This is a genomic window from Mucilaginibacter sp., from assembly GCF_965277465.1.
Lineage (GTDB): Bacteria > Bacteroidota > Bacteroidia > Sphingobacteriales > Sphingobacteriaceae > Mucilaginibacter.
Genome location: NZ_CBDICW010000001.1, coordinates 2,271,529 through 2,293,979 on the forward strand (window position 1 = coordinate 2,271,529; position 22,451 = coordinate 2,293,979).

General features: G+C 40.7%; 20 protein-coding genes and 1 tRNA gene. 4 read left to right on the forward strand and 17 right to left on the reverse strand.

Features of this window, described 5'->3' with window-relative positions; translation table 11 throughout:
* Positions 1-12: 12 nt before the first annotated feature.
* The gene (locus ACQY4U_RS10280; RefSeq protein WP_428329309.1) at positions 13-1,470 is read right to left on the reverse strand and encodes a hypothetical protein; all 1,458 of its coding nucleotides are present in this window, start codon (positions 1,468-1,470) and stop codon (positions 13-15) included.
* Positions 1,471-1,558: 88 nt separating this feature from the next.
* On the reverse strand, positions 1,559-1,966 hold the full coding sequence (locus tag ACQY4U_RS10285; RefSeq protein ID WP_428329310.1) for a hypothetical protein: 408 nt from the start codon (positions 1,964-1,966) through the stop codon (positions 1,559-1,561).
* A 298-nt stretch (positions 1,967-2,264) separates the two neighbouring features.
* Between ACQY4U_RS10285 and ACQY4U_RS10290 the strand changes: the two genes are divergently transcribed.
* The gene (locus tag ACQY4U_RS10290) at positions 2,265-2,849 is read left to right on the forward strand and encodes a TIGR00730 family Rossman fold protein (protein WP_428329311.1); all 585 of its coding nucleotides are present in this window, start codon (positions 2,265-2,267) and stop codon (positions 2,847-2,849) included.
* 159 nt (positions 2,850-3,008) lie between these two features.
* On the opposite strand, the gene ACQY4U_RS10295 is transcribed toward ACQY4U_RS10290, so the two are convergent.
* The 11 genes from ACQY4U_RS10295 to ACQY4U_RS10345 all read right to left on the reverse strand — a co-directional run bounded on the left by ACQY4U_RS10295 (position 3,009) and on the right by ACQY4U_RS10345 (position 14,551).
* Entirely contained in the window at positions 3,009-3,629 is a 621-nt protein-coding gene (locus tag ACQY4U_RS10295; RefSeq protein ID WP_428329312.1) for an HAD family hydrolase, read from the reverse strand.
* 9 nt (positions 3,630-3,638) lie between these two features.
* Positions 3,639-4,862, reverse strand: coding sequence for an MFS transporter (locus ACQY4U_RS10300; RefSeq protein ID WP_428329313.1), 1,224 nt, complete (start codon positions 4,860-4,862; stop codon positions 3,639-3,641).
* Between the two features lie 141 nt (positions 4,863-5,003).
* Complete coding sequence (locus ACQY4U_RS10305; protein ID WP_428329314.1) at positions 5,004-5,663, reverse strand: HAD family hydrolase; 660 nt, start codon at positions 5,661-5,663, stop codon at positions 5,004-5,006.
* A 36-nt stretch (positions 5,664-5,699) separates the two neighbouring features.
* Positions 5,700-6,806 (reverse strand): chorismate synthase, encoded by a 1,107-nt coding sequence (gene aroC, locus ACQY4U_RS10310; protein WP_428329315.1) that lies wholly within the window; start codon positions 6,804-6,806, stop codon positions 5,700-5,702.
* 37 nt (positions 6,807-6,843) lie between these two features.
* Complete coding sequence (gene aroA, locus ACQY4U_RS10315) at positions 6,844-8,136, reverse strand: 3-phosphoshikimate 1-carboxyvinyltransferase (protein WP_428329316.1); 1,293 nt, start codon at positions 8,134-8,136, stop codon at positions 6,844-6,846.
* A gap of 98 nt (positions 8,137-8,234) precedes the next feature.
* The gene (locus tag ACQY4U_RS10320) at positions 8,235-9,362 is read right to left on the reverse strand and encodes a chorismate mutase (protein WP_428329317.1); all 1,128 of its coding nucleotides are present in this window, start codon (positions 9,360-9,362) and stop codon (positions 8,235-8,237) included.
* Between the two features lie 127 nt (positions 9,363-9,489).
* Positions 9,490-10,398 carry a prephenate dehydratase gene (locus ACQY4U_RS10325; RefSeq protein ID WP_428329318.1) on the reverse strand — a complete coding sequence of 303 codons (909 nt, stop codon included), beginning with the start codon at positions 10,396-10,398 and terminating at the stop codon, positions 9,490-9,492.
* Positions 10,399-11,382: 984 nt separating this feature from the next.
* Entirely contained in the window at positions 11,383-12,285 is a 903-nt protein-coding gene (locus ACQY4U_RS10330; RefSeq protein WP_428329319.1) for a hypothetical protein, read from the reverse strand.
* Positions 12,286-12,383: 98 nt separating this feature from the next.
* A complete protein-coding gene (locus ACQY4U_RS10335; protein ID WP_428329320.1) occupies positions 12,384-13,280 on the reverse strand; it encodes a sterol desaturase family protein in 897 nt (298 codons plus the stop codon).
* A gap of 1 nt (position 13,281) precedes the next feature.
* The gene (gene aroB, locus ACQY4U_RS10340) at positions 13,282-14,340 is read right to left on the reverse strand and encodes a 3-dehydroquinate synthase (RefSeq protein WP_428329322.1); all 1,059 of its coding nucleotides are present in this window, start codon (positions 14,338-14,340) and stop codon (positions 13,282-13,284) included.
* Positions 14,341-14,344: 4 nt separating this feature from the next.
* Complete coding sequence (locus ACQY4U_RS10345) at positions 14,345-14,551, reverse strand: RNA-binding S4 domain-containing protein (protein ID WP_428329323.1); 207 nt, start codon at positions 14,549-14,551, stop codon at positions 14,345-14,347.
* Positions 14,552-14,695: 144 nt separating this feature from the next.
* Between ACQY4U_RS10345 and ACQY4U_RS10350 the strand changes: the two genes are divergently transcribed.
* Entirely contained in the window at positions 14,696-15,880 is a 1,185-nt protein-coding gene (locus ACQY4U_RS10350; protein WP_428329324.1) for a proline dehydrogenase family protein, read from the forward strand.
* Between the two features lie 48 nt (positions 15,881-15,928).
* Here ACQY4U_RS10350 and ACQY4U_RS10355 read toward each other — a convergent pair whose 3' ends face one another.
* Positions 15,929-16,582, reverse strand: a complete 654-nt coding sequence (locus ACQY4U_RS10355; protein WP_428329325.1) for an HAD family hydrolase — start codon at positions 16,580-16,582, stop codon at positions 15,929-15,931.
* Positions 16,583-17,023: 441 nt separating this feature from the next.
* Here ACQY4U_RS10355 and ACQY4U_RS10360 point away from each other — a divergent pair.
* Positions 17,024-17,097 (forward strand) — tRNA-Ile (locus tag ACQY4U_RS10360).
* 888 nt (positions 17,098-17,985) lie between these two features.
* Here ACQY4U_RS10360 and ACQY4U_RS10365 read toward each other — a convergent pair.
* Complete coding sequence (locus ACQY4U_RS10365) at positions 17,986-19,569, reverse strand: TROVE domain-containing protein (RefSeq protein WP_428329326.1); 1,584 nt, start codon at positions 19,567-19,569, stop codon at positions 17,986-17,988.
* A 143-nt stretch (positions 19,570-19,712) separates the two neighbouring features.
* Here ACQY4U_RS10365 and ACQY4U_RS10370 point away from each other — a divergent pair, with 143 nt between their 5' ends.
* Positions 19,713-20,474 (forward strand): nucleotidyl transferase AbiEii/AbiGii toxin family protein, encoded by a 762-nt coding sequence (locus ACQY4U_RS10370; RefSeq protein WP_428329327.1) that lies wholly within the window; start codon positions 19,713-19,715, stop codon positions 20,472-20,474.
* Here ACQY4U_RS10370 and ACQY4U_RS10375 read toward each other — a convergent pair.
* On the reverse strand, positions 20,461-21,207 hold the full coding sequence (locus ACQY4U_RS10375) for a hypothetical protein (protein WP_428329328.1): 747 nt from the start codon (positions 21,205-21,207) through the stop codon (positions 20,461-20,463). The two genes, ACQY4U_RS10370 and ACQY4U_RS10375, sit on opposite strands and share 14 nt — an antisense overlap.
* Positions 21,204-22,373, reverse strand: a complete 1,170-nt coding sequence (locus ACQY4U_RS10380; RefSeq protein WP_428329329.1) for a zinc ribbon domain-containing protein — start codon at positions 22,371-22,373, stop codon at positions 21,204-21,206. Before ACQY4U_RS10380 ends, ACQY4U_RS10375 begins: the two co-directional genes overlap by 4 nt.
* Between the last annotated feature and the right edge of the window lie 78 nt (positions 22,374-22,451).

The window sequence follows — 22,451 nt, forward strand, 5'->3', positions numbered from 1 at the left end:
TTATCAATTTAATTACATTTTCATTTTATTCATCAACCTTGGGTAAAGCCTTAAAAAAACTTCGCCACCCATAGGGTTTTTACCATACAAGCCGTTTAATTGGCTGTCGGCAGCATAATAAGTAAGCTGTCCGCCAGCGGCCAGGTTTAAGGGGCCAAGTTTAAACAGATCATAGTTGATACCAAGTGTTATTGCATTTACCCCAAATATAGTATCGTCACCATAAATAATTGAATTAAGGTTCAGTTCTTCGGTGGTTTTTTGCACATATTCATAACGGGTATACAAGGATAACTTTTTTAGGCGCAAATTGGCCTCAAGCAAGGCCGAATTATCGCCACTTTGTCCCGGTGTTTTGTTAAGTCCCCAAACGGTCGTAGCATCAAAAACTTTTTCATCACCAAATGGCAGGCTGTAGGTTGCAGAAGCGGTAGTGCGGTAAATATTTTCATCGGGCCGAAGCGCTTCCGGGCTTTTAATATAGCCATGCGATACCTGGAAAGCCCAGTTAGCGCCTGGGTTATAATCAAGCCGTGTGCTCCATGAGTCAAAGCGGGGTTTATCAAAGTTATAACGGTTCTCGTCAGGTTCGCGCCCTGTAAAGGACGAAGCCTCTATCTTAAACTGATCAACCCTGAAGCCGATGGTAGCCACGCCAAAAGTAATATGCGTTGCATCCGACCAATGGTGGCTTATCGGTGCATCAGGATCAGACATGGCCGAAGGGCGGTGCATAAACGCAACCGGCCCTAAGGCAGGTTCGCCGGGGTAGCCCAGGTAAATACTTAAGTCGGTTTTTTTGGTGAATGAATAAGCATAACTGGCCGATAGTTCTGAAAATAGGTCATGCGGATGCTGCCGGTCAACCAGCGGGATACTTTTCCAGCTTTCGCCCGATTGAAACAGCAGCGGGTAGCCATTACCGCCTTCGGTTAACCGGTCTAATGACATCATCACGTTAAAATGGATCAGCCCGTTTTTGCCGACATTACGCTGGGCCATACCCATAAACCAGTTAGGGGCATCTACCTTATAACCACCTCGCGATCCTTTGTCCGAAAAATCCTGGTTGGTGTAGCGGAAAGATACATTGCCGTGCAGCATAAAACTCCAGGGGCCGCTGTTCAGCATTATACCATACATGGGCGATGCATCCGGCAACCAGCTGGTACCAGAGCCATCCCGGCCCATTGGCAGGTTTTTGGATTGTGCGCTGCTCATCATGCCCATATCCATGCCGCTCATGTCCATACCGTCCATATTGTCTTTGTCCATTTTCATGCCTTTCATAGCGGCTTTTTTTGGCGCAGGCATTTTTTTAGCGGTATCTTTAATCACCATGTGGTGATGTTTGGACGTATCTCTCATATCCATTTTTTGCTGTGCCGAAGCACTATACACCCAACCCAATACCAGGGCCGGGATAATGATCATATATTTCATATTAATAAATTGCAGATGGATAAGCATCTTTTATAACAGTAGTGGTTGATTATTAAGCTATAAAAATTAAAGGGTACAGAAACCCTGCCGCATAGAAACGCGGATAGCTTAAATCTCAGATCAGGAAAGAACAATGTTGAATTAGGAGGGCGCGGCCCGATTTTCCGGGTGGTGCGTTACTGTCTTCCCAACTATTGTTGGTGTACAGCTTTGTTTTTATCAGAAAATTAACCGCCTCAAACCGGGGGATCAGCGCAGTTGTTTGTGTGAATTGAAAATCAGTGCCTGGCTTCAGGTTTTCTTTAATGGTATAAGTACCGTGATTTTTGCAGCAGCCGCAATCGCCACCATTGGTGCAATGCTTTTTATGCTGATGCCCCATACCGGCAGTATGCATCATTTGCATAGACATGGCGGGTTTGCTAACCAGGCTTTCGGCAGCGCAATGTACTATGCAAACAAACATGCCTGTTGTAAGTAACAGGTAAAATGCTGCAATAGTAAGTATCGACGCTTTTTTCATCTTCAAAAACAAAGGTAGCTATTTATCAATTACAGTTTTTAGGCAGATATGTTTAGCGGGTGTAAAAATTAATGGTATTTAGGTTGGCAAGGGCTCCATCCGTAAAAGGGTATTAGTCCAAATATATTTTGCAGGCTGATACAGCATAAAACAAGGATTATGGCTCTTGATTGGTTAACTGTTAATGCAGGTTAAGAGCCGGACAGCTATCAGGATTAGCTATTTTAATAAATTAATACTATATACTTCTTCACCTCATATACTTTTACGACATTCGGCACAGATCAATTAATCCAATATGAAAGCTATCTGTGTATTCTGCGGAGCCAACTTTAACGGCGACCCACTTTTAAAACAAGCTGTTGAACAATTGGCCCAAATTATAGTGAGCCGTGACATTTCTCTTGTTTATGGCGGCGGCAAGGTTGGCGTAATGGGTATTTTGGCCGATGCCGTGTTGACCCGCGGTGGTAAAGCGATAGGGGTGATCCCCCGGTTTTTGATGGATAAGGAGGTTGGGCATACAGGCTTAACCGAACTGCATATTGTTGACAATATGCACCAGCGCAAGCAGCTAATGAATGATCTTTGCGATGGTATTATTACCCTGCCCGGTGGTTTTGGTACATTAGAAGAATTTTTTGAAGTTTTAACCTGGCTGCAGTTAGGCCTGCATAATCACCCGATAGGGGTGCTGAATGTAGGTGGCTTTTACGATCTTTTGTTACAGCAGATGGATGTAATGGTTGAGCAAAAGTTTTTGAAGCCAGTTAATCGTCAGTTGGTTTTAACCTCCGGCGACCCGGTTGAGTTGGTTAACCTGATGGATAACTGCAAAATAGAACCTGATGAAGTCTGGTTCAGGGATAAGAATTTAACGTAGCGGTTGCGGTGTTGTGTTCCGGTACTTCATTGCGATGAGGTACGAAGAAGCAATCATCAATATTACAGATCGACCATGCTTAGCGCCTCTGTAAATCGGGGGTTGCTTCGCTATCGCTCGCAATGACGAGTCATTTAAATGAGTGGTTATAAAGAAAGCCTAAATATAATCCAACGCATCCCTTAAAGCACCTGACCTGAAGCTGAATACGGCATCAGCATGTTTATTATGCGGATCAAATAAAAAGGTTTCAATCCCTAATTCAGCGGCGGCTTTTATTTCAGATTCAGGGTCATCGCCAATTACCAGTACTTCTTCAACTGAATAATTATACCGCTCCATAATCGCTGCGAATACATCTTTTTTTGTTTGTGCCGATATTTCGGGATCAACAATATGGATCTCCTTAAAATCAGCTTCTATGTTCAGCATCTTCACTTTGCTCCATTGTAATTTTGAAAAGCCGGTAGTTACCAAAAATTTATCGGTCTGTGCTAATTGGATATGCTGGTAATCTTCAAAAGGCTGCATGGGTAAATCATAGGTGATATTTTTCAAAAAACTGATGCCCTGATCCTTAAGCTCCTTACTGAAATTGAATTTATCAGCCACCAAATGATAGGGGCGGCGGGTAAGCTCATCCTTTACAGCAGTGATGTTTAATTCAGTTATTTCAGCACTTTGATCCAGCAGGTTAAATAGCTGGTCGAATAAATTATCAGCAATGGAGCTTACGGGATAGATGGTATTATCCAGATCGAGTATAAGGGCACGTTTCATAATCAGTATTTATAAGGCCGGATGAGTTACGGTTCGGTGTGTAAATTTATATAATAAATAAAAAGATGCCGATACAATTACGCTTAAACCTCCAAGTCCCCACCATAATAATTTAAAGCCGCCAAAAAATATTACCTGGCTGCCAATAAACGGCCCAAACACCTGCGCCATTGACCACGACATAGAATAAAGCGCTGCATAATCGCCCCGGTTATATTCGTTGGTGCGGGTTATCCAAAAGGTATTCATAAAGGGCATGCTCAGCATTTCGCTAAAGGTTACCAGCAGTACTATAATAACTGCAGCTATTACGCCAGGTGGTAAAATGTTGAGCAGTATAAAGCCGAAACCACCTAATAAAACACCTGCGGTAATGTATACCAACCCGTTTCGCCTGCCTTCAAGGTTGTGGATCAATACCATTTCTACAAGAGCTATCAATACGCCGTTCAGGGCCATCAGCAAACCAATCAGGCTCTCGCTCATGTGCCATTGCAGTTTGTAAAATACCGGCTCCATTATAAAGAACTGGAAAAAGCACATCCCAAACAAGGTAGATAGCAGGATGAACAGCAGGTAAACCTTGTCTTTATAGGCAGATACTTTTTTAATGGTTTTATCAAGCTTTTTAATGGTATTTACAACGCTTGCTCTTGGCATTAACTTTAGTAAAAGCAAGGCTGCTATTATGTTGGTGCAGCCATCAACCCAAAACAATAAGTGATAACTTACCGATGCGAGCAAACCACCCAAGCCCGCACCAAATGCCCAGCCTAAATTTACCGCCAAACGGTTAAGCGAATATGACCTTGTTTTATTTTCGGCGGTGCTATAGTGCGCTATTGCGGTTGAGTTTGCCGGCCGGAATGATTCATTGCAGAAGCTAAGCACAAAAATACCGATACCCATACTTAAAAAAGTATGCTGATAGCCTAATATCAGGAACAGGATACCACCGCTTAGCAAAGCTGCTACCTGCAAATCATAAAATCCAATTTTATCGGTCAGCTTACCGCCTGTAAACGCACCGCTCAAGGAGCCTATGCCGAAAAGCGCCATAATTATACCTGCCTGTACAATAGTAAAATGTAATTGCTGCACGCAATAAATACTCATAAAAGGTACTACCATAGTACCGCTGCGGTTTACCAGCATTACCGCACACAGATACCAGCTATTGCGCGAAAGACCACTGTAAGCTTGTTTGTATAATTGGATAAAGGAGGTGAGCATTGTTGTACAAATATATTAATTGTGAATATTGGTAAATCGGTTGCTTTGCATATGTTGGTATATTTTGCCCTTGTTAATAAAGCTGTTAAACAAAAAAGGCCCCTACAGGAGCCCATTAATAAATATATTTAGTTAGGGCCTTTAAATCTGTTTGGTTTGAATAAGATAAGCGGTTGCTTCGTTAAAATCCAGGAATATCTTATCTGCAATAGTTAGCTTATGATGCTCGTCTGTATTGCTTTGAATGGCAAAACAAACCAATCCGGCTGCTTTTGCTGCCTTAACACCATTCAGGGTATCCTCAAAAACAATACATTTGTTTTTTGCAAGGCCTAATTTTTCGACACAAACATTATAGCTTTCGGGGTCTGGTTTGCTATGGGTTACCTCGCTGCGGGTAATAATGGGATTAAAAAAGTGTTTCAAGCCATTGCGTTCAAACACAGCTTCCACATCAAGCCTTGGGCTTGAAGTAACCAGTGATAGTGTTAATCCTTTTTCAGTAAACAGGTTAAGGTTTTCCAGTACAAAAGGCATCAGCGCAACATCATTTGTTTTGAAACGTTCAAGGGTTAGCTTTTCGCGCCTTTCAACTAATTCATCATAAGGAATGGTGATATTGTATTTTTCTATCAGCCTTTGGGCATTAACGGGCAGGGGAATGCCTGCATAGTTTTTTATCCAATCATTATAAGTAAGCTTAACGTTTGCCTCGGCCAGGATCTCGTTCCAGCAATCAAAATGGAAAAACTCCGAATCGATCAATGTTCCATCAAGGTCAAAAAGAATAGCTTTAAGCATTTTATTATGTTTAAACAGATTGAACTTTAGTTATAATTATTCTCCTTTTAAAGGTAAAATAGAATTTCTGTTACGCAGCCAATGGTCGGCTAATACTAAAGCGGCCATTGCCTCAACAATAGGTACTGCACGCGGTACCACACAAGGATCATGGCGGCCTTTGCCCGATATTTCGGCAGTATTGCCCGCGCTATCAATTGTAGCCTGGCTTTGCATAATGGTAGCCACGGGCTTAAAGGCAACTTTAAATTCAATAGGCATACCATTGCTGATACCACCCTGTATACCGCCCGAGAAATTGCTGCGGGTAATAATATCGCCCAAATGGTTTTTAACAAATATGTCGTTATGCTCAGAGCCGCGCATTTCGCTGCCTGCAAAGCCCGAACCAAATTCAAAGCCGTGCACCGCGTTAATGCTTAGCATTGCTTTGCCTAATTCGGCGTGCAGTTTATCAAAAACAGGTTCGCCCAGGCCAACGGGGCAGTTTTTTATATAACAGCTAACCTTACCACCTACAGTATCACCCTGCTTACGGATGTCGTCAATATACTCGATCATTTCTTCGGCAGTGGCAGGGTCTGCACAGCGCACAATGTTCTTTTCGCGTTCGTTAATAAAATCCTGCGCGTTGTTGATCTCTACATTAGGGGCATTGATTTTGCCAACGCTGCTCACGTGGGCAACAATTTCTATCCCCTGTGTTTTTAGCAATAACTTTGCTAAAGCGCCGGCAGCTACACGAGCCGCGGTTTCGCGGGCAGATGAGCGGCCCCCGCCACGATGATCGCGGATACCATATTTTGTTTGATAGGTATAGTCGGCATGTGAGGGGCGAAAGGTGGTAACGTTATGCGTATAATCCTTTGAGCGCTGATCCTCGTTAGGGATCAGCATAGCAATAGGGGTGCCTGTAGTTTTACCTTCAAATACGCCCGATAGTATTTTTACCGTATCGCTTTCCTTACGTTGGGTAGTGATTTTTGACTGGCCGGGTTTGCGTTTATCCAGCTCGCCCTGTATATAATCGAAATCAACCTCTAATTGCGCCGGGCAGCCATCAATAATTACACCTATAGCTTCGCCATGCGATTCGCCAAAAGTAGTTATCCTGAATAGTTGACCGAATGAATTGCCTGCCATAGTATTTTGATGTACGGTTATTTTTTGTTCTGTTATATCAGGCTTTTACTTCGCCTAAAATGCCAACCTTTTCTAAGTCGGTCCAAAATGCGGGGTATGATTTCTCAACCACTTTTTCATCCTCAATCTCCACCTCGTTTATCAACATGGCCAGCGGTGCAAAGGCCATTGCCATACGGTGATCATCGTAAGTATCAATAAAGATGCGTTCCGGAATAAACTTTTCGCTTAGGTCGAGCTTATAAACCTGCCCTTTTTCAATCAGCTTAACACCAATTTTGGCAAGTTCATTTTGCAGGGCCTTTATACGGTCGGTTTCTTTGATCTTTAAGGTTTCCAGCCCGGTAAAGGTGGCTTCATGCCCTAATGCAGCGCAAACCACAATAACGGTTTGGGCCAGGTCAGGACATTCTTTCAGATCAAAGACCTTGCGAAAAACTGGCTTCACTTCCTTCTGTAAATATACACCGCCATCCTTAAACTGCGATGTGATACCAAAATTAGCCATTATCTCGGTGATAACACTATCGCCCTGCAAGCTGTATTGGGTTAAGCCTGGCAAAAATAGTTCGGCTTCATCAGCTAAGGCAGCAATGGCGTACCAGTATGATGCTGCGCTCCAGTCCGGTTCAACATGCAGCGAGGCAGTTGTAAATTCCTGGTGGGCTATGGCTATTACATTATCTGTCCAGCTATGTTTTATACCGGCAGTTTGCAGCATAGCCAAAGTCATCTCAACATAAGGGCGCGAGGTTAAATCGCCTTCAATATGTAGTTCCAAACCAAAAGGCAGCCGTGCAGCTATAAGCAAAAGCGCAGTGATGTACTGACTGCTTATATTTCCTTTTATACTGACCTTATTAGAAAGCTGCACTAAGCTGCCTTTTAGTTTGATGGGAGGGTAACCCTCGTTCTCAACATATTCAATTTGTGCGCCTAACTCACGTAAGGCATCAACCAATATCCCAATAGGGCGCTGTTTCATCCGTGCGCTGCCGGTTAACACCACTTCTTCGTTCTGCAAAGTAAGGTAGGCAGTTAAAAAGCGCATAGCTGTACCCGCCGGGCCAATATTGATCTCGGCTTTTGGATTTTCAATTTCGGATTGAGTAATTCCACCAAGTGCTAATTTTTGATCTTTAACCTTTGCCCTTAAAATGTTTGCGAGCAAAACCGCATCTGCAGCATCCGAAATATTTTCAACCTTAACCTTGCCATTGCTCAGCGCCTCAATTATAAGGGCACGGTTACACTCACTTTTTGAACCTGTAAGATGTATAGTGCCTTTTACCGAGCGCCCTTTTTTGGTAAGGATGATGTTATGCTTCATTTTTTATAAAGATGTTGTAAAGGCGCAGCCTGCTGCGCCTTTTATTTATCTGTGAAAATTTAACCTGTTAAAGATGCATGTGCATCCTTTACAAATAATTAAGCGTGGGTTAGCTTTTCGGCAGCCTGGCCAGCCTCGTCTTTGTTCATTATTTCAGTTTGCTTACGGATTGATTCGCTATGGATCAATTCTAATAATTTCTCTGTGAACTCGGTGCTTAATTTTAAGGCCTTAGCATAATGGGTGCGTTTCTGCAAGATCTCGTCCCAACGGTTTACCTGTAAAATGGTAATGTTGTTGTCTTTTTTGTAGTTGCCTATCTGCTCAACAATTTTCATACGCTCAGCCATTTTCTGGATCACTAAGTCGTCAATTTTATCAATCTGGTTGCGCAGTTCTTCTAATTTATCTTTCACGTCAGCATTGCGGATCTCTGGCTTACGTAAAGTAAGGTGCTCAATGATCTCAACCAGGGCAGCAGGGGTAACCTGTTGTTTAGCATCGGTCCAGGCAACACTTGGATCAATATGCGATTCGATCATTAATCCCTGCATGTCCAAATCAAGCGCTTTTTGTGAAATGTAACCTATCAGATCGCGGTTACCGGTAATATGGCTCGGATCGTTAATTAAAGGCAGGTTAGGTGCCAGTGTTTTTAAGCTGATGGCCAGATCCCACATTGGCTCATTACGGAAAGCACTTTTTTCGTGTGATGAAAAGCCACGGTGTATAGCCGCAATTTTGGTGATACCTGCATTGTTGATACGCTCCAAAGCACCTATCCATAAAGAAATATCAGGATTTACCGGGTTTTTAACCATCACTGGTATATCAACACCCTTAAGGGCATCAGCAATTTCCTGTACAGTAAAAGGGTTTGCGGTTGAACGTGCACCAACCCATAAAATATCAACACCTGCTTTTAAAGCTTCTTCTACGTGTTTAGCAGTAGCAACCTCAACTGCAGTAGGCAAGCCTGTTTCTGCTTTAGCGCGTTTTAACCATTCCAAACCAATGCTGCCAATACCTTCAAACTCACCCGGACGGGTACGTGGTTTCCAGATACCTGCACGCAGGGCCGATACACGGCCTGTTTGGGCTAATAAATGTGCTGTAGCAACTAATTGATCTTCAGTTTCGGCACTGCAAGGGCCCGCAATAACTAATGGTTCCTTACCGGTTTTTATCCATGAGCTAAGTGGTTGTATGTTTAAATTCAGTTTCATCGTTTTGATTTTTTTTATTCCGGATGCTTCAGGCTACCGGTGGTTTTTTGTTCTATGTTTATTTAATTTTTCTCTGTTATCTTTTTTTTCTTTTCGGACATCCCGGCTGCCGGACCATCCGACTAACTTATTGCCCTACTTTTTTAACATTGATATAGGTGCGTTGTAGCTTTTCGTTCTTCACGGTTTTGGGCATATTGCTATCCTCATCGTGCCTTTCGTATTCGCCCAGTATGTTGAAGTTATGTGTGTACTTCAATATCTGCCTTATGGCGGCGTCATATTGTTTGGGCTCGTCCCATTCAATATCTACATAAAAGTTATATTCATTGCGCTTGCCTAAAATAGGCATGCTCTGTATTTTGCTCATGTTAACGCTTTCCTCGGCAAAAATATTCAGCACCTTGGCCAGCGAGCCAACCTTATTGCTTACCTGGAAACATAACGAAGCTTTATTAGGGTTCTTTTTAACCACGTTTTCGTGATGGGTAAGGATCAGGAAACGGGTAAAGTTCTTTTTGTTTGATTCTATACGGCGCTCTAAAACATCCAAACCGTAAAGCCTTGCAGCTAAAGTATTGGCAATGGCAACGGTATCAGTTAACTGCTCATCGCGGATGCGTTTGGCGCAGGCGGCGGTGTCATTGCTTTCAACAATTTTTAAATGAGGGTATTCGTCAAAAAAATCAACACACTGGCGTAGCGCAATAGGGTGTGATATTACTGTTTTAACATCCTCAAACTTTACACCCGGCAAAGCCATCAGGTGCAACTGGATGGGCAGGTAAATTTCGCCAACTACCGGGAAGGCATAGCTTAACAGTAACGAGTAGTTAGGCAATATACTGCCCGCGATGCTGTTTTCAATAGCCATTACTACATAATCGGCATTTTTACTTTGAAGTGCCTCAAATGTTTGTTTAAAAGAGTTGCACTCAATAGTCTGGATGTTTTCTCCAAAATATTTAAGGGCGGCTTCTTCGTGAAATGAAGCGCGGATACCCTGTATAGCTACTCTTAAATTTTGATTTTTCATAAATCCCTTTTAAAGCAAAAAGTCCCGGTTTTTGGCCGGGACTTTTCAGTTTCTTTATATGTTTGTTAAAGCATATTAGTCCCGGCTCTTACTGTTAAAGTAAAAGTAGTAACCATAAAAATATGCAGTGTTAAATTTCATTTCTTTTTGTTTGCGCAGTAAATGTACAGGTTAAAATGGAATTGTCAATAGAAAATTTTATTTTTTTGAAAATAAAGAGGTCAAAACAAATTTTATTTGGTAAAAATGGGTTTTTACTTCTTTTATTTTAAAATGAGGGTGGTTTTTGTGGGTTTTCGGTTTATTGTTAGGTATATGCTTTAAGGCATAGCATGTGGGATTCCTTATTTGGGGAAGGGGAGGTAGGGGTTATCTTCGTTTTGAAGATATTTTATGGTAAATAACAATCATCGTTCCGCTCATAGCCGCGGAGGCTTAGTCACTTTTTCCTTAGATGAAAAAGTAACCAAAAAATCAAGTCAGAAAAAAGCTTCCACCCGCAGGCCATACTCCCAGGCCCGCTTTTCTGACAGGCCTTTTCCCGCTTTTTGATTGGGATAGTTTAGATGCTTTTAAAAGGGATGGCACTGTGCGATTCCTTCCCTGGGGAGGGCGAAGGTAGGGGTTATGTCAAGGTATTAAGTGTTGAGAAACATCACCGTTCCGCTCATAGCCGCGGGGGCTTAGTCACTTTCCCTTAGATGGAAAGTAACCAAAGATCAAGTCAGAAAAAAGCTTCCCCGCTGCAAGCCATACTCCCAGGCCCGCTTTTCTGACAGGCCTTTACCCGCTTTTTGATTTTATTAAACAAAGCTTTTCAAGTCCTCTCCTTTGGAGAGGATTAGGTGAGGCTTTTTCAAGCGCGGCCTCGTGTGATTCCTTCCCTGGGGAAGGGGAGGTGGGGGTTTATCCAACATGCTATTCAAGTCCTCTCCCTTGGAAAGGATTTTAGGTGAGGCTTTAATACTTAAATTCAAGCTTCCCTCATTCGCCCCTTGCAAAGGCCCACCTGCTTTTTTGTACTTCTGCCTGCTTTGAAAAAAACTCAGTCTTAATATCTTTGAATTTTGAAATGAATACTAATGGGTCAATCAGCATACCGGGCAATTTGATCCCGGAGCCATCTTTAAAAACAATTTCCATTATATTTAATATCGGTGTGCCTTTTGTACTGTAAGGGCCATATACATTTATATTGGAGATATCCCCTTTGTTATATTCTCTTACTTCATCATTATCTCCAAATTGAAAAATTGGATTCCCCTGCGATAAGTTGAGATACATGTTTTTTGAACGGTTATAAAACCTTAACGTTAAATACAGCGTGTAAATGACCAGCATGCAAATGGCCAAAAGGAAAATTGGAAATATTATACCAACTACTGCTGGTGGTTTTGAGATTATAAGTGTAGAGACTGATCCTATCATCAGCAGCAATAAAAAGATTGAAGAAACAAAGCGCATGGCAAATGCAAATGTGTTTATAGTATGCTCAAACGATGCATTTTGAAAATGGCTTTTTGAACCCATGCTTAAAAAATGCTTCTCGAATTTACCGAGGTCAATTTGTCCGCTGAAAAAGTCGGTTACTACGGTGTAAACATCTTTAAGCTCTGGCAGATGATATTCATACAGGTGATTATCGGTATCCAGGTAGTAAAGGCAATACTTGCCGCCAAAATAAAGACCAATCTTTAAATAGTTACCCATATCATCCTGTATGGTTACTGACGGCCCGGTTAGCTGAATATCAGTAAGGGTACGCTCTTTATCCCAGGGAAATGTTTTGATAATTTCAAGGGTATCGGCAAGGCTGCGTGATTGTTCATCAGTAAATTCGCCTTTTTCGTAAGTGTTGTGTTGTAGTTTTGAAATAAAGTCAGGCATGCAAGGGGTATCAATTAGTGTACTAAGCTAATTGATTTATATTAGGATGCAAAACTCATTAGTATTGTCGAAAATCAAGCGCCCACTCTTACAACAACCTAAGCGATTTGATTTTCCTTGTACTCCCGCTGCAAGGCCCTTGCAGTTTTTGTGCTGCCATCGTGGCTCCAGCCGGGGGGATTAAAAAAGTATTGCAATTTGTTTTTAAAGGTGGGCGCCTTTTTAACATCGGCAAGCAACGATTTCCACTCGTGGAAAAGGATCTTTACAGGGCCGGCGTTATCGGGCTGGTGGGTAAGGCCGTATTTTACAGGCTCGGGCAGGTCCTCATCTCTGAAGGTGCCGAAGATCCTGTCCCATATAATTAAAACCATCCCCATGTTTTTATCAAGATAAGGAATGTTTGATGCATGGTGCACACGGTGATGCGCCGGGGTAACAAATATCATCCCGTACCATTTTGGCAATGGTACTTTGTATTGGGTGTGCACTAAATTGCCGTATAGCTGGGTTATGAGGTACGCATATAAAATATCAACCGCGTTAAACCCCATTAAAGCCAGGGGCAGGTAAAAAAACACGCGGTATAACGGCTCAAAAACGGTAGACCGGAAACCTGTAGTAAAGTTAAAGTGCTCTGAGGAGTGGTGCGTTACATGTATGGCCCAAAACAGGCGGCAATAATGCCCGGTGTAATGCAGTGCCCAGTACAAAAAATCCTGCACAACAACTAACACAATCCAGTATAACACCGGATTACTTATTTGTATAAAATGAAACCTGTAAGTGAAACTAAGTATAAAAAAGGTGCTGCCATTAACAGCCAGGTTCATTAAAAAAGCAAGCGATGTAAGGTATATGTTGGTAAGGGTATCGCGTTTTTCGTAATAATGACGGTTTTCTCGATAGCTGAACCACATTTCTAAAATGGTTAATACTACCAGTAGCGTTACTAATACAATTGCTGTTTCTTGTCTGCTATCTAAATGGGGCATTTTATAAATTAGCGTAATAACTTAAGCTATCGCAAAGTTCGGCATCTGTACATATATTATCAAGATTGCATTGTCCAATCCGCGTCAATAATGTACAATTTATTTTACCGTTCTGGTTCTTTTTATCTTTAAGCATTAAAGCGCATAACGCCTTATGGCTTGATTCCTTTATATTATATTTTGGATAAAGATCGCTGATTACTTTAACAATCTCCTCTAACTCAGCGCTGCTTAGTCCTGTTTTTTTATGCGAAAGATAAGCCTCGCAGATCATCCCTATTGCTATGGCTTCGCCGTGGGTTAACGGAGTTTTATCATTGATCAGCGAGTTGGTTTCAACGGCGTGCCCAACAGTGTGCCCAAAGTTTAAAGCCTTACGGATTCCTTTTTCTGTAGGATCCTCTATAACTACCTTGTTCTTTATCTCGACAGACCAGTGAACCAGCTCAACCGAAGGTTTGCTCAGGTCGCTGCTTTTTAATGCTTCCCAGTAAGCCTTGTCAACTATCAAACCATGTTTAAGCATCTCGGCCAGGCCCGATAGTATTTGCCTTGCTGGCAGGGTATTTAAAAAATCATAAGCTATAAATACCGCTTTTGGCTGTGTAAATGTGCCTATAATATTTTTTATGCTGTCAATATCTATCCCGGTTTTGCCGCCTACTGATGCATCAACCTGCGATAATAGGGTAGTGGGTACGTGTACAAAATCAATACCGCGTTTAAATGTTGAGGCAGCAAAGCCACCCATATCGCTTATTACACCACCGCCAAGGTTTATCATTAAGCTTTTGCGGTCGGCGCCAAAATCAATCAGCATTTTCCATATCCCTATGCAAAAGTCAATGTCTTTGCTCTCTTCGCCGGCATTAATTTCGATGATGTCGAAATTATCCATATCGGCAAATTGCTCCTTTAATGCTGGCAGGCAATGTACGCCCGTGTTTTCATCCGTTAAAATAAAAGACCGGGAATAATTGCCTTGTTTAACAAAATTCACCAGTTCGGTTATGCTGTTATCAAAAAATATGGGGTAGTTGTCGCTTTGAATAGTCTTCATAAAATTAAATTATTCTGATAGTTTCACCGGCAAATTCAACTGTATCGCCTTTACGTACCTTAAGGCGTTTACGATAATCAACCTTACCGTTATACATTACTTCGCCCTCTGTTACAACAATTTGCGCTTCGCCGCCTGTTTGTACAAGGTTGGTTGCCTTTAATAATTGGATCAATGGGATATGATCGCCTGTAACTTTAAATTCTATCATGGGGCAGCAAAAATAAACTATTCGCAGGATAATGAGATATGTTAGCTTGCATTTTATATTTTTGCAAACTTTTGGTTCATTGAATATGCCTTATGGTTTATAGTTTAACCATGTATGCCTGCTGTGAACCATGTAATAACAAACATGGATCAGAAAGAAAACTTGTCTTTTGAAAACACGGAGATCGCCTTTCGTCACTCCTCAAATTACGACCTTAAACGTGCTTACTGGCTGTTTAAAGTAATTAATGTTAATTTTTTAGTGAAGATAGGGCCTCCTGTTACCAACTTCGCCATAAAAATAGGGCTGCCTATTCAGGGTATTATCAAAGCAACGATATTTAAACATTTTTGCGGCGGCGAAACTATTTCCGAGTGTGATAAAACCATCAAAAACCTTAACAATGGTGGTGTAGGTACCATTTTGGATTACTCTATTGAGGGTGAGGATGACGAACATGCGTTTGATAACACCCGTGATGAGATTATCCGCACCATTGAAAGGGCAGCAGTTGATAAATCAGTTCCTATCACCGTATTTAAAATAACAGGGGTTGGCCGTTTTTCATTGTTAGAGAAGCTGGATGAAGGTGAAATCCTTAACCCGGCCGAAGAAATGGAATGGGAAAAGGTACAGGCAAGGGTTTTGGCCATTTGTGAAAAAGCACATGCTGTAAGTATCCCGGTTATGATTGATGCTGAAGAAAGCTGGATCCAAAAAACAATAGATCAGTTAGCTTTAGATATGATGCACTTATACAATGCCGAAAAAGCAATTGTTTATAATACCTACCAGTTATACAGGCACGATAAGTTAAAATCTATTAAAAACGATTATGGAGTTGCCGCAAATGGTGGATTTATATTGGGTGCAAAACTGGTACGTGGTGCTTATATGGAAAAAGAACGCAGGCGAGCCGAAGAAAAAGGATATTTATCGCCTATACAGCCTGATAAAATATCATCAGACCGTGATTATGATGCTGCACTTGATTATTGCACCAACCATATTGATAAAATAGCCTTTGTAGCCGGTACACATAACGAAGACAGTTGCCGCTTTTTGGCTGATCTGTTAGATAAAAAAGGAATTGACCATAAAAACCCACATGTCTACTTTTCGCAGCTTTTAGGGATGAGCGATAATTTGAGCTTTAACTTAGCTAATGCCAAGTACAATGTGGCAAAGTACGTGCCTTATGGGCCAATTAAAGCGGTGTTGCCTTATCTTTTCAGACGTGCGCAGGAGAATACTGCTATTGCCGGGCAAATGAGCAGAGAGCTTAGCTTAATAGTGAAAGAGGTTAAGAGAAGAAAGCTGGTAAAATAATATACCACCGATCAGGAAACCCACACTCCGGCTTTCCTGATCGGTTAATTAAAATACCTGTAACCTTGCAAACAGGGTTTGTATCGTATCTGGCGCAGTCATCAAATACGTTTGTATTCCCAATTTTTGAGCCCCCACCAAATGCTGCGGGCTATCGTCAATAAATAACGTTTCTGCCGGATTAAGGTTATTTTCGTCTAATACCTGTTTAAATATCTCTGTTTCAGGCTTACGTTTACCGGTAAGGTGCGAATAATATGTTTTTTCGAACAGATGATCATTATCATCAAAGTTAAAGTCACTTTTAAGATAATTCATTATATAATCATAATGGATAGGGTTAATGTTGCTCAGTAAAAACGTTCGGTATTTAGGTTTAAGATCAAGCAGCAGGTTATGGTTGCCATCAGGTATGCCAACTAATAAACTATTCCAGGCATTATCAATTTGCGCATCAGTAAGCTCGGGCTTATCTAATATTTTGCGGATATAGGCCCTGAAATCTGTGGCGCTCACATCCCCGCGCTCAAAACCATCAAATATCGAATCTTGTACCTTATGCCCATAAAACTGGCCAGGGTTGTCGATGCCTAAATCTTTCCAGGCTTGCTGTGCCCGTATAAAATCAAGAGAGAAGATAACGTTGCCATAATCAAATATGATGTTTTTGATATTCTGCATTGCAGGTAGTTGAGTGCTCATTGATTATTATTTGATTGTGATTATTTGATTTTTTAATGATAGATGCCTAAAAAGCTATTGAAAGCAAAGCAATAAAAAAAATACGGCTATCGGTAATATTTTGAGGATAACATGAACTCAAATATAAAACGAAAAAAAATTAAAGATTGCCAAGAAATTATTTTACCGTTGGAAGGAACTATGATTCAATTGTTAAGTATCTTAAATTCAGATAAGTTGTTGTTAGGAGTAGCCCATTAATTGTAAAGGTTAAACATTGACATTATATAACACCCCATTAAATACGATACCTGTAGTTAGTTAATTGAGTAAAAATCTAAAAAATCATTTCTGTATAAATTAAAAATTTCTACATTTGCAGCCTGAACAGCGGTTTATTTGTAATTTGATTTATGAACAAGCACTGTTTAACTTAATGATTGTTATCAATGTCATTAATAAGCGCCTATAGCTCAGTTGGTTAGAGTAGAAGACTCATAATCTTTTGGTCCCTGGTTCGAGCCCAGGTGGGCGCACACACTCAAAAGCCCCTTAGTTTTTCACTAAGGGGCTTTTTTATGACAGGTGTATAGCAATTATATTTTAAACCAACTCAAGCTCGCCTACGGCATCTTTCATTATACTTTTAAAAAGGGCAAAAAGCAACCGATGAGATTTTTTATTATTTAGACTACTACAATTACTTGCAGGCAGAACTCGAATCTGCACCTTTCTCCACAAGGGAGAACATCATACCGAAGTATCACCAGTTTACGGCACCTTTTTAGGTTTAGGTATTTTAAAAAGAAGAGCGACAGGTGGCAGCGTTTCAGGATTCGAACCTGTACTGCTTGGGCAGCATTCACCGGGCGAAGTATTACCTACCTACGGCATCTTCTTTATTTCTTAAGGGCAATGGTCAATATGCGCTTGCACTGCTCTACCAGCTGAGCTACAATGGAATTTACTTCCAAAGGCCGGGATCGAACCGGCGACAAGAAGTAGCGCGTATTTACGTCACCTTAATATTTTCAGTTTCTTTAAAAAAGGGTAAAAAGCAATAAGTGACTGTTGTTGTGCTGTCCTCTACCAATCTGAGGTACCTTTTACAGGGCCGGAATCGAACCGGCGACCGCAGCGTTTGAAGTAACACTTATTTACGACACCTTTCTTTTATGTTTTATAAGGAGCAACAGGCGAACGCGGGACGGGGGAACGCAATTGGGACTCGAACCCACAGCATAGCTTGCGCCACACTGCCCACCCCCAACCAGAGCGAAGTATCCCGTTTCTACGGCATCCTTAATATTTTATTTACGGTTTTTGAATTACGAATTACGATTCAATGTGACTATTAATGATCTGCCGGCAACCTATTAAAATTCGTAAATCTGAAATCGTAATTCGTAAATTCAACTCCTCTGCTATAGCTCCACACTGTTTATCGCATCTAACGCCGAGCCTCCGTTATCTAAGGCGGCCAATACCTCAAAAACTTTGTCGCTCCAGCCTGCTACCAGGTATACATCATTGCGTAATACCTGCAATGGTGCTTGTCCGTAACCTTTCAGGTCGAACAGGTAGAGCTTTGCATTTGGCCATACCTCGGCCTTGTAGCGTAACCAAAGGGTTTGGATATGGTCGGCAGTATTATTGCTGTTCCATAACTGGGCATCGGTAAATAAAAATACCTTATCCATTTGTACCCTGCGCTGCAATATATCCTTTATAACCAGGTAGCCGTTAGTGGCATAACCCACCTCGCCCTCGCGGCGGTAAAACTCCTGCACGTTACCCAATATATTATTACGCGGCACTACAATGGTTTTCCATGTATCACCAAACATACCTACCTCCACGTTTTTACAACGCGATTGCAACAGCATAGCCAACATTAAGCCCACATCGTACAGCAAAATCTTGCTCTTGGCTAATACGTGTGTTTGCATCGATCCCGAAACGTCGCAGGCTAATAACACACGGGTTTCATAACCAAAGCCTTTGATATTGGCAGCGCTTGCCTGCACGGCTTTTTCCAAAGCATCCAGCAACTCGCCGGTGTAGCCTTTGTTTTGGCCCTGCATTAATTCGGTCAGCTTTTTAACCAGGCTTTGCGCAGGCACTTTGGTTACCACCGGATTGATTAATTCGCGGTAAGCCGCCAGATAACGGAACGGAAACTGCTTTGCCCTGGCAACTTCATCAGCATTGGCTAAACGGGCACATACTTTTTCAAAGTGCGCGTAGCTTACGCCCGCTTCCTGTATGTTGCGCAGGTTACGCAGCAGGGCCATGTAGCCCAGCTTACCGCTGTCTATCAGTTCTTCCCACTTGGCGCGGAACGCTATGGCCTTAGCCTCATCGCTGTCAAAGTTTAGCTGACCTAATGCCGACAGTTCAGTTTCCCAAGTGTAAGGCGTTTGCAGATCGCCGTTCACTATTTTGTTGAACAGTACTTGCTGCAATTCATCCTTTGCTTTAGGGTGAACCAAAAACAAAGCATCGCGCAGTTTGATGGCACCATCACGGTTGTATTTACCAAACTGGTACTCGTCGAAACGGTTAAACGCGGTGCTCAGGCCTTTCTGCAACTGCTTGCTCAGGCGGTTCAGCTTTTTTGGGCCTTTGCGCTCGTTCAGCAATTCGTAGCAGGCCAGCAATTCGGTGATCTCGTCGGCACGGCCAATTACGCCATCGGTAACCCGGGCAACCAGATCGTCGCCCGAGTGCAGCTTTGCCAATTCGGTAACCAGCACCAGCGGTACCGAACGCATATACATTTTAGTGCGGGCGTAAACAGCCAGCTTACCCACAAACACAGGGTTGCACGCGGTGATCAGTTTTTGAAGGCGCAGTAAACGCGCCTGGTCCTTTTCATAAAAAGAGTCGTTTAAGCTCCAGGTAACCACAGCGGTGTATAGTTCCATTTCTGGCGACAGCGTAAACGCTTTGGCACCCGCGTAGTTAATGGCCTGGTTTTTTAATTTGCTTAACAGGTTAAATTTCATGGTGAACCTCCTTTATTTCTTAATGTTGATACAAAGAAACAGGGGTACTGCGCAGTGTATTTGCGCAGATGGAATTATTTTGAAAAAAATTGAAAAGATGATAAGTTTGCTTCTTTAATACTAATATTATCACAGTTTATATCATGAAAACAATTATTGAAGGAGCACGAAAATTATTAATCGAGTCTTTAAGTTTATTAGGCCATTCTAAAGAAGATGTAATCATAGTTGGTGGGTGGGGACCTTATTTAAGACATCAGGATATTCATCCTGGAACAAAAGACGTCGATATACTTTTCCCTGAAAGTTATAGTAAGGAACAAATTCAAGGGCTTTTAGAGCATTTTCTTGACAATGATTTTTTTATTAACGCTAAGCATGATTTTCAATTATGCAGAGCCTATCAGATTGGAAATAGAAGATATATTTACAATGTTGATTTATTGCATCCAACAGAAGGCAAGATAAATAAAGTTGACTTCATAAACATAATGGATTTAGACATAACAGTCGACGGAATTATTGTAAAACCCATAATCACTATTAATATACTTCACGGTGATGTTATGTATTCTGAGAAGCTTTTTGAAAAAGTAACATTTCAAGATCAAACATTTAATGTCTTGGATGGAGCAGGAATAGTGATTTCAAAAATTGATTCCTGTACTAACAAGAAACGACCTCGTGATATATTTGATATATATTTGTCACTTAAGGAACCAAATGTTATAGAAAAACTCAAATTTCTAAACCGTTTGAATCCGCATTTAGCAAAGGCATTTGAAAAATATTCAAGTAGTTTTGAAACTAACTGGCCTTATTTTGAAAAAAATCTAAAAGAATTTGGTATCGACGAGGCAAACGCTAAAGAAATTTTATCACTGAATACCGTTACTGAATTTTAAGTATGACGTTGTCAATAAGATCTTCAGTAAAAGAGATAGCTTTAGTTTCCTTTATTATTATAGTATTAGGGTGAGCAGCCGTGTTTCGAAAACCAAGTTTTTCATCCAGTATTTTTCGAATATCATTTGTAAAAATTTTTCCAACTCTTAGAAGCTCTATAAAATCTGCTTCTTTTATATCTGTAAAATCATCTTTGTTTACTATTATAGTTTTTTTGTATTTACCGTGCGATTGTATCGCTGAGTTAAATTGAGATAAATATTTGTTTAGAATCAATTCATAAATACAATCCATTGTCAATAGCCAAGTCAGGACAATAGAAGCTCGATAACAATTGATTTCAAAACAAGAAACAGCTTCTTCCAAAAATATTTTTTGTTCTTTGCTTGTTAATTTAGGTAATAAACCCCTCAAAGTTGCGGAAGTATGTTTGGTATGTTTGTTTATAAGATAAGTTTCATCGAGCTCTTTTTTAACAGTTCTATGAAAGGTATAGAAGTTACCCTTTTTTAAAAATGTAGGATTTTTACCTTGCGCTAAATTCACAAAGCATTGAGGGACATTTGTCGGAGTCTTTAAATTTTCTTGATTAAAACATTCTTTTATTTCTGTAGATGAAAATTCATTTTTATCATTCACAACAGAATAAAAAAATGCAAGCAACCTAACTTGTTCAAGTTGCCTTAACGAATCGAAGTCACTGACTTTATCTACAAAATCTCCAATGTTCATTTTTGTTTGTTTATCGCCGGCAAACTTTCGTCTACGTAAATCTCACCTATTCGTTCAAGAGTCCATTTACCGGGTTCCTGATAGTCCTTAAACCAAACTTTAGTGCTTTTAATATTATTTACTGTTTGTCTTAAATGTTTTGATCTATTCCCTAATTGAAGCGCTTTATATGCATATTCAATATTGCCCTCACTAAAATATTCAACTTTATTAATTCTTGTAATGTAATAAGCAATACAAACTATTCTATCGTATGTACTATCACCGGGTTTCTTTTGATTCAGAAAATCATTGAGCGATATTTTTTTTCCATCAGTACTTTTGTGCAAATCGAACTCTTCAATCACGACTGATTTGGCCTGAGTCTTTGAAGTATTTCCACCAATATTTTTTTTAGTATTTTTTGATACTATAGTTGACTTTTGGCCTTTAATTAACATATTCAAACTGCCTATGCTATCGTGCTTAATTTTAAGTTCAGTATCGTTAACAGTCGAGAAGAATTGTTTTTGGCTTTTCTTCCATTCTCGCCCAAAATTTTTGTCCCGGTTTACAGTCTTTCGCTTTTTTAAATAACGTTCCCTTACGGATTCACGCGTAAAATTCTTTTTACCAAACTCGGATTCATAAAAAGCATAAATAGCTATCCACTCATTTTCTGAACATTCGATGTTATTTTCTACATCATTCAAATGAATGATTTCGACTGTCTCTGGATTTGAAGTAGTAACTTCTGCAATATCTTCAGATTTTGTATCTTCGTCTACTTCGGCATTTATATTCTCAGCCAAAACATTGTCATCATATGTTACAGAAGCATTATTATTAGCGTTAACATTATTTAATTGTCTATTATTGTTACTGCTATTATTTACGATAGCTGATATAAGTTCATCCATCCCACTCTTTCCGACTTGGTCTGTAAATGAAATTTCGCATGAGATTTCGTCTTTGCTTTTTTTGTATTTAATTGTGTTGAGAGCCGAAGTACCATTGTCCATAACGGCTGGCGTAACAGTTGGCTCGCCACATTTTTGACAAAAATTAGCCCCCGTCAATAGCTTGGCATTGCAAGACTTACATTGCAAACGTGTTCCGCAGTTGAAGCAAAATGCAGCTTCGTCATTAACAAGAATATCGCATTTAATACAATTGACTGAGTTCATTTGCTATTGATAATAAGGTTATTAAAGATAAAAGTAATAATAATATTGATTTAAATCACGTTAACTAATCAACTCTAT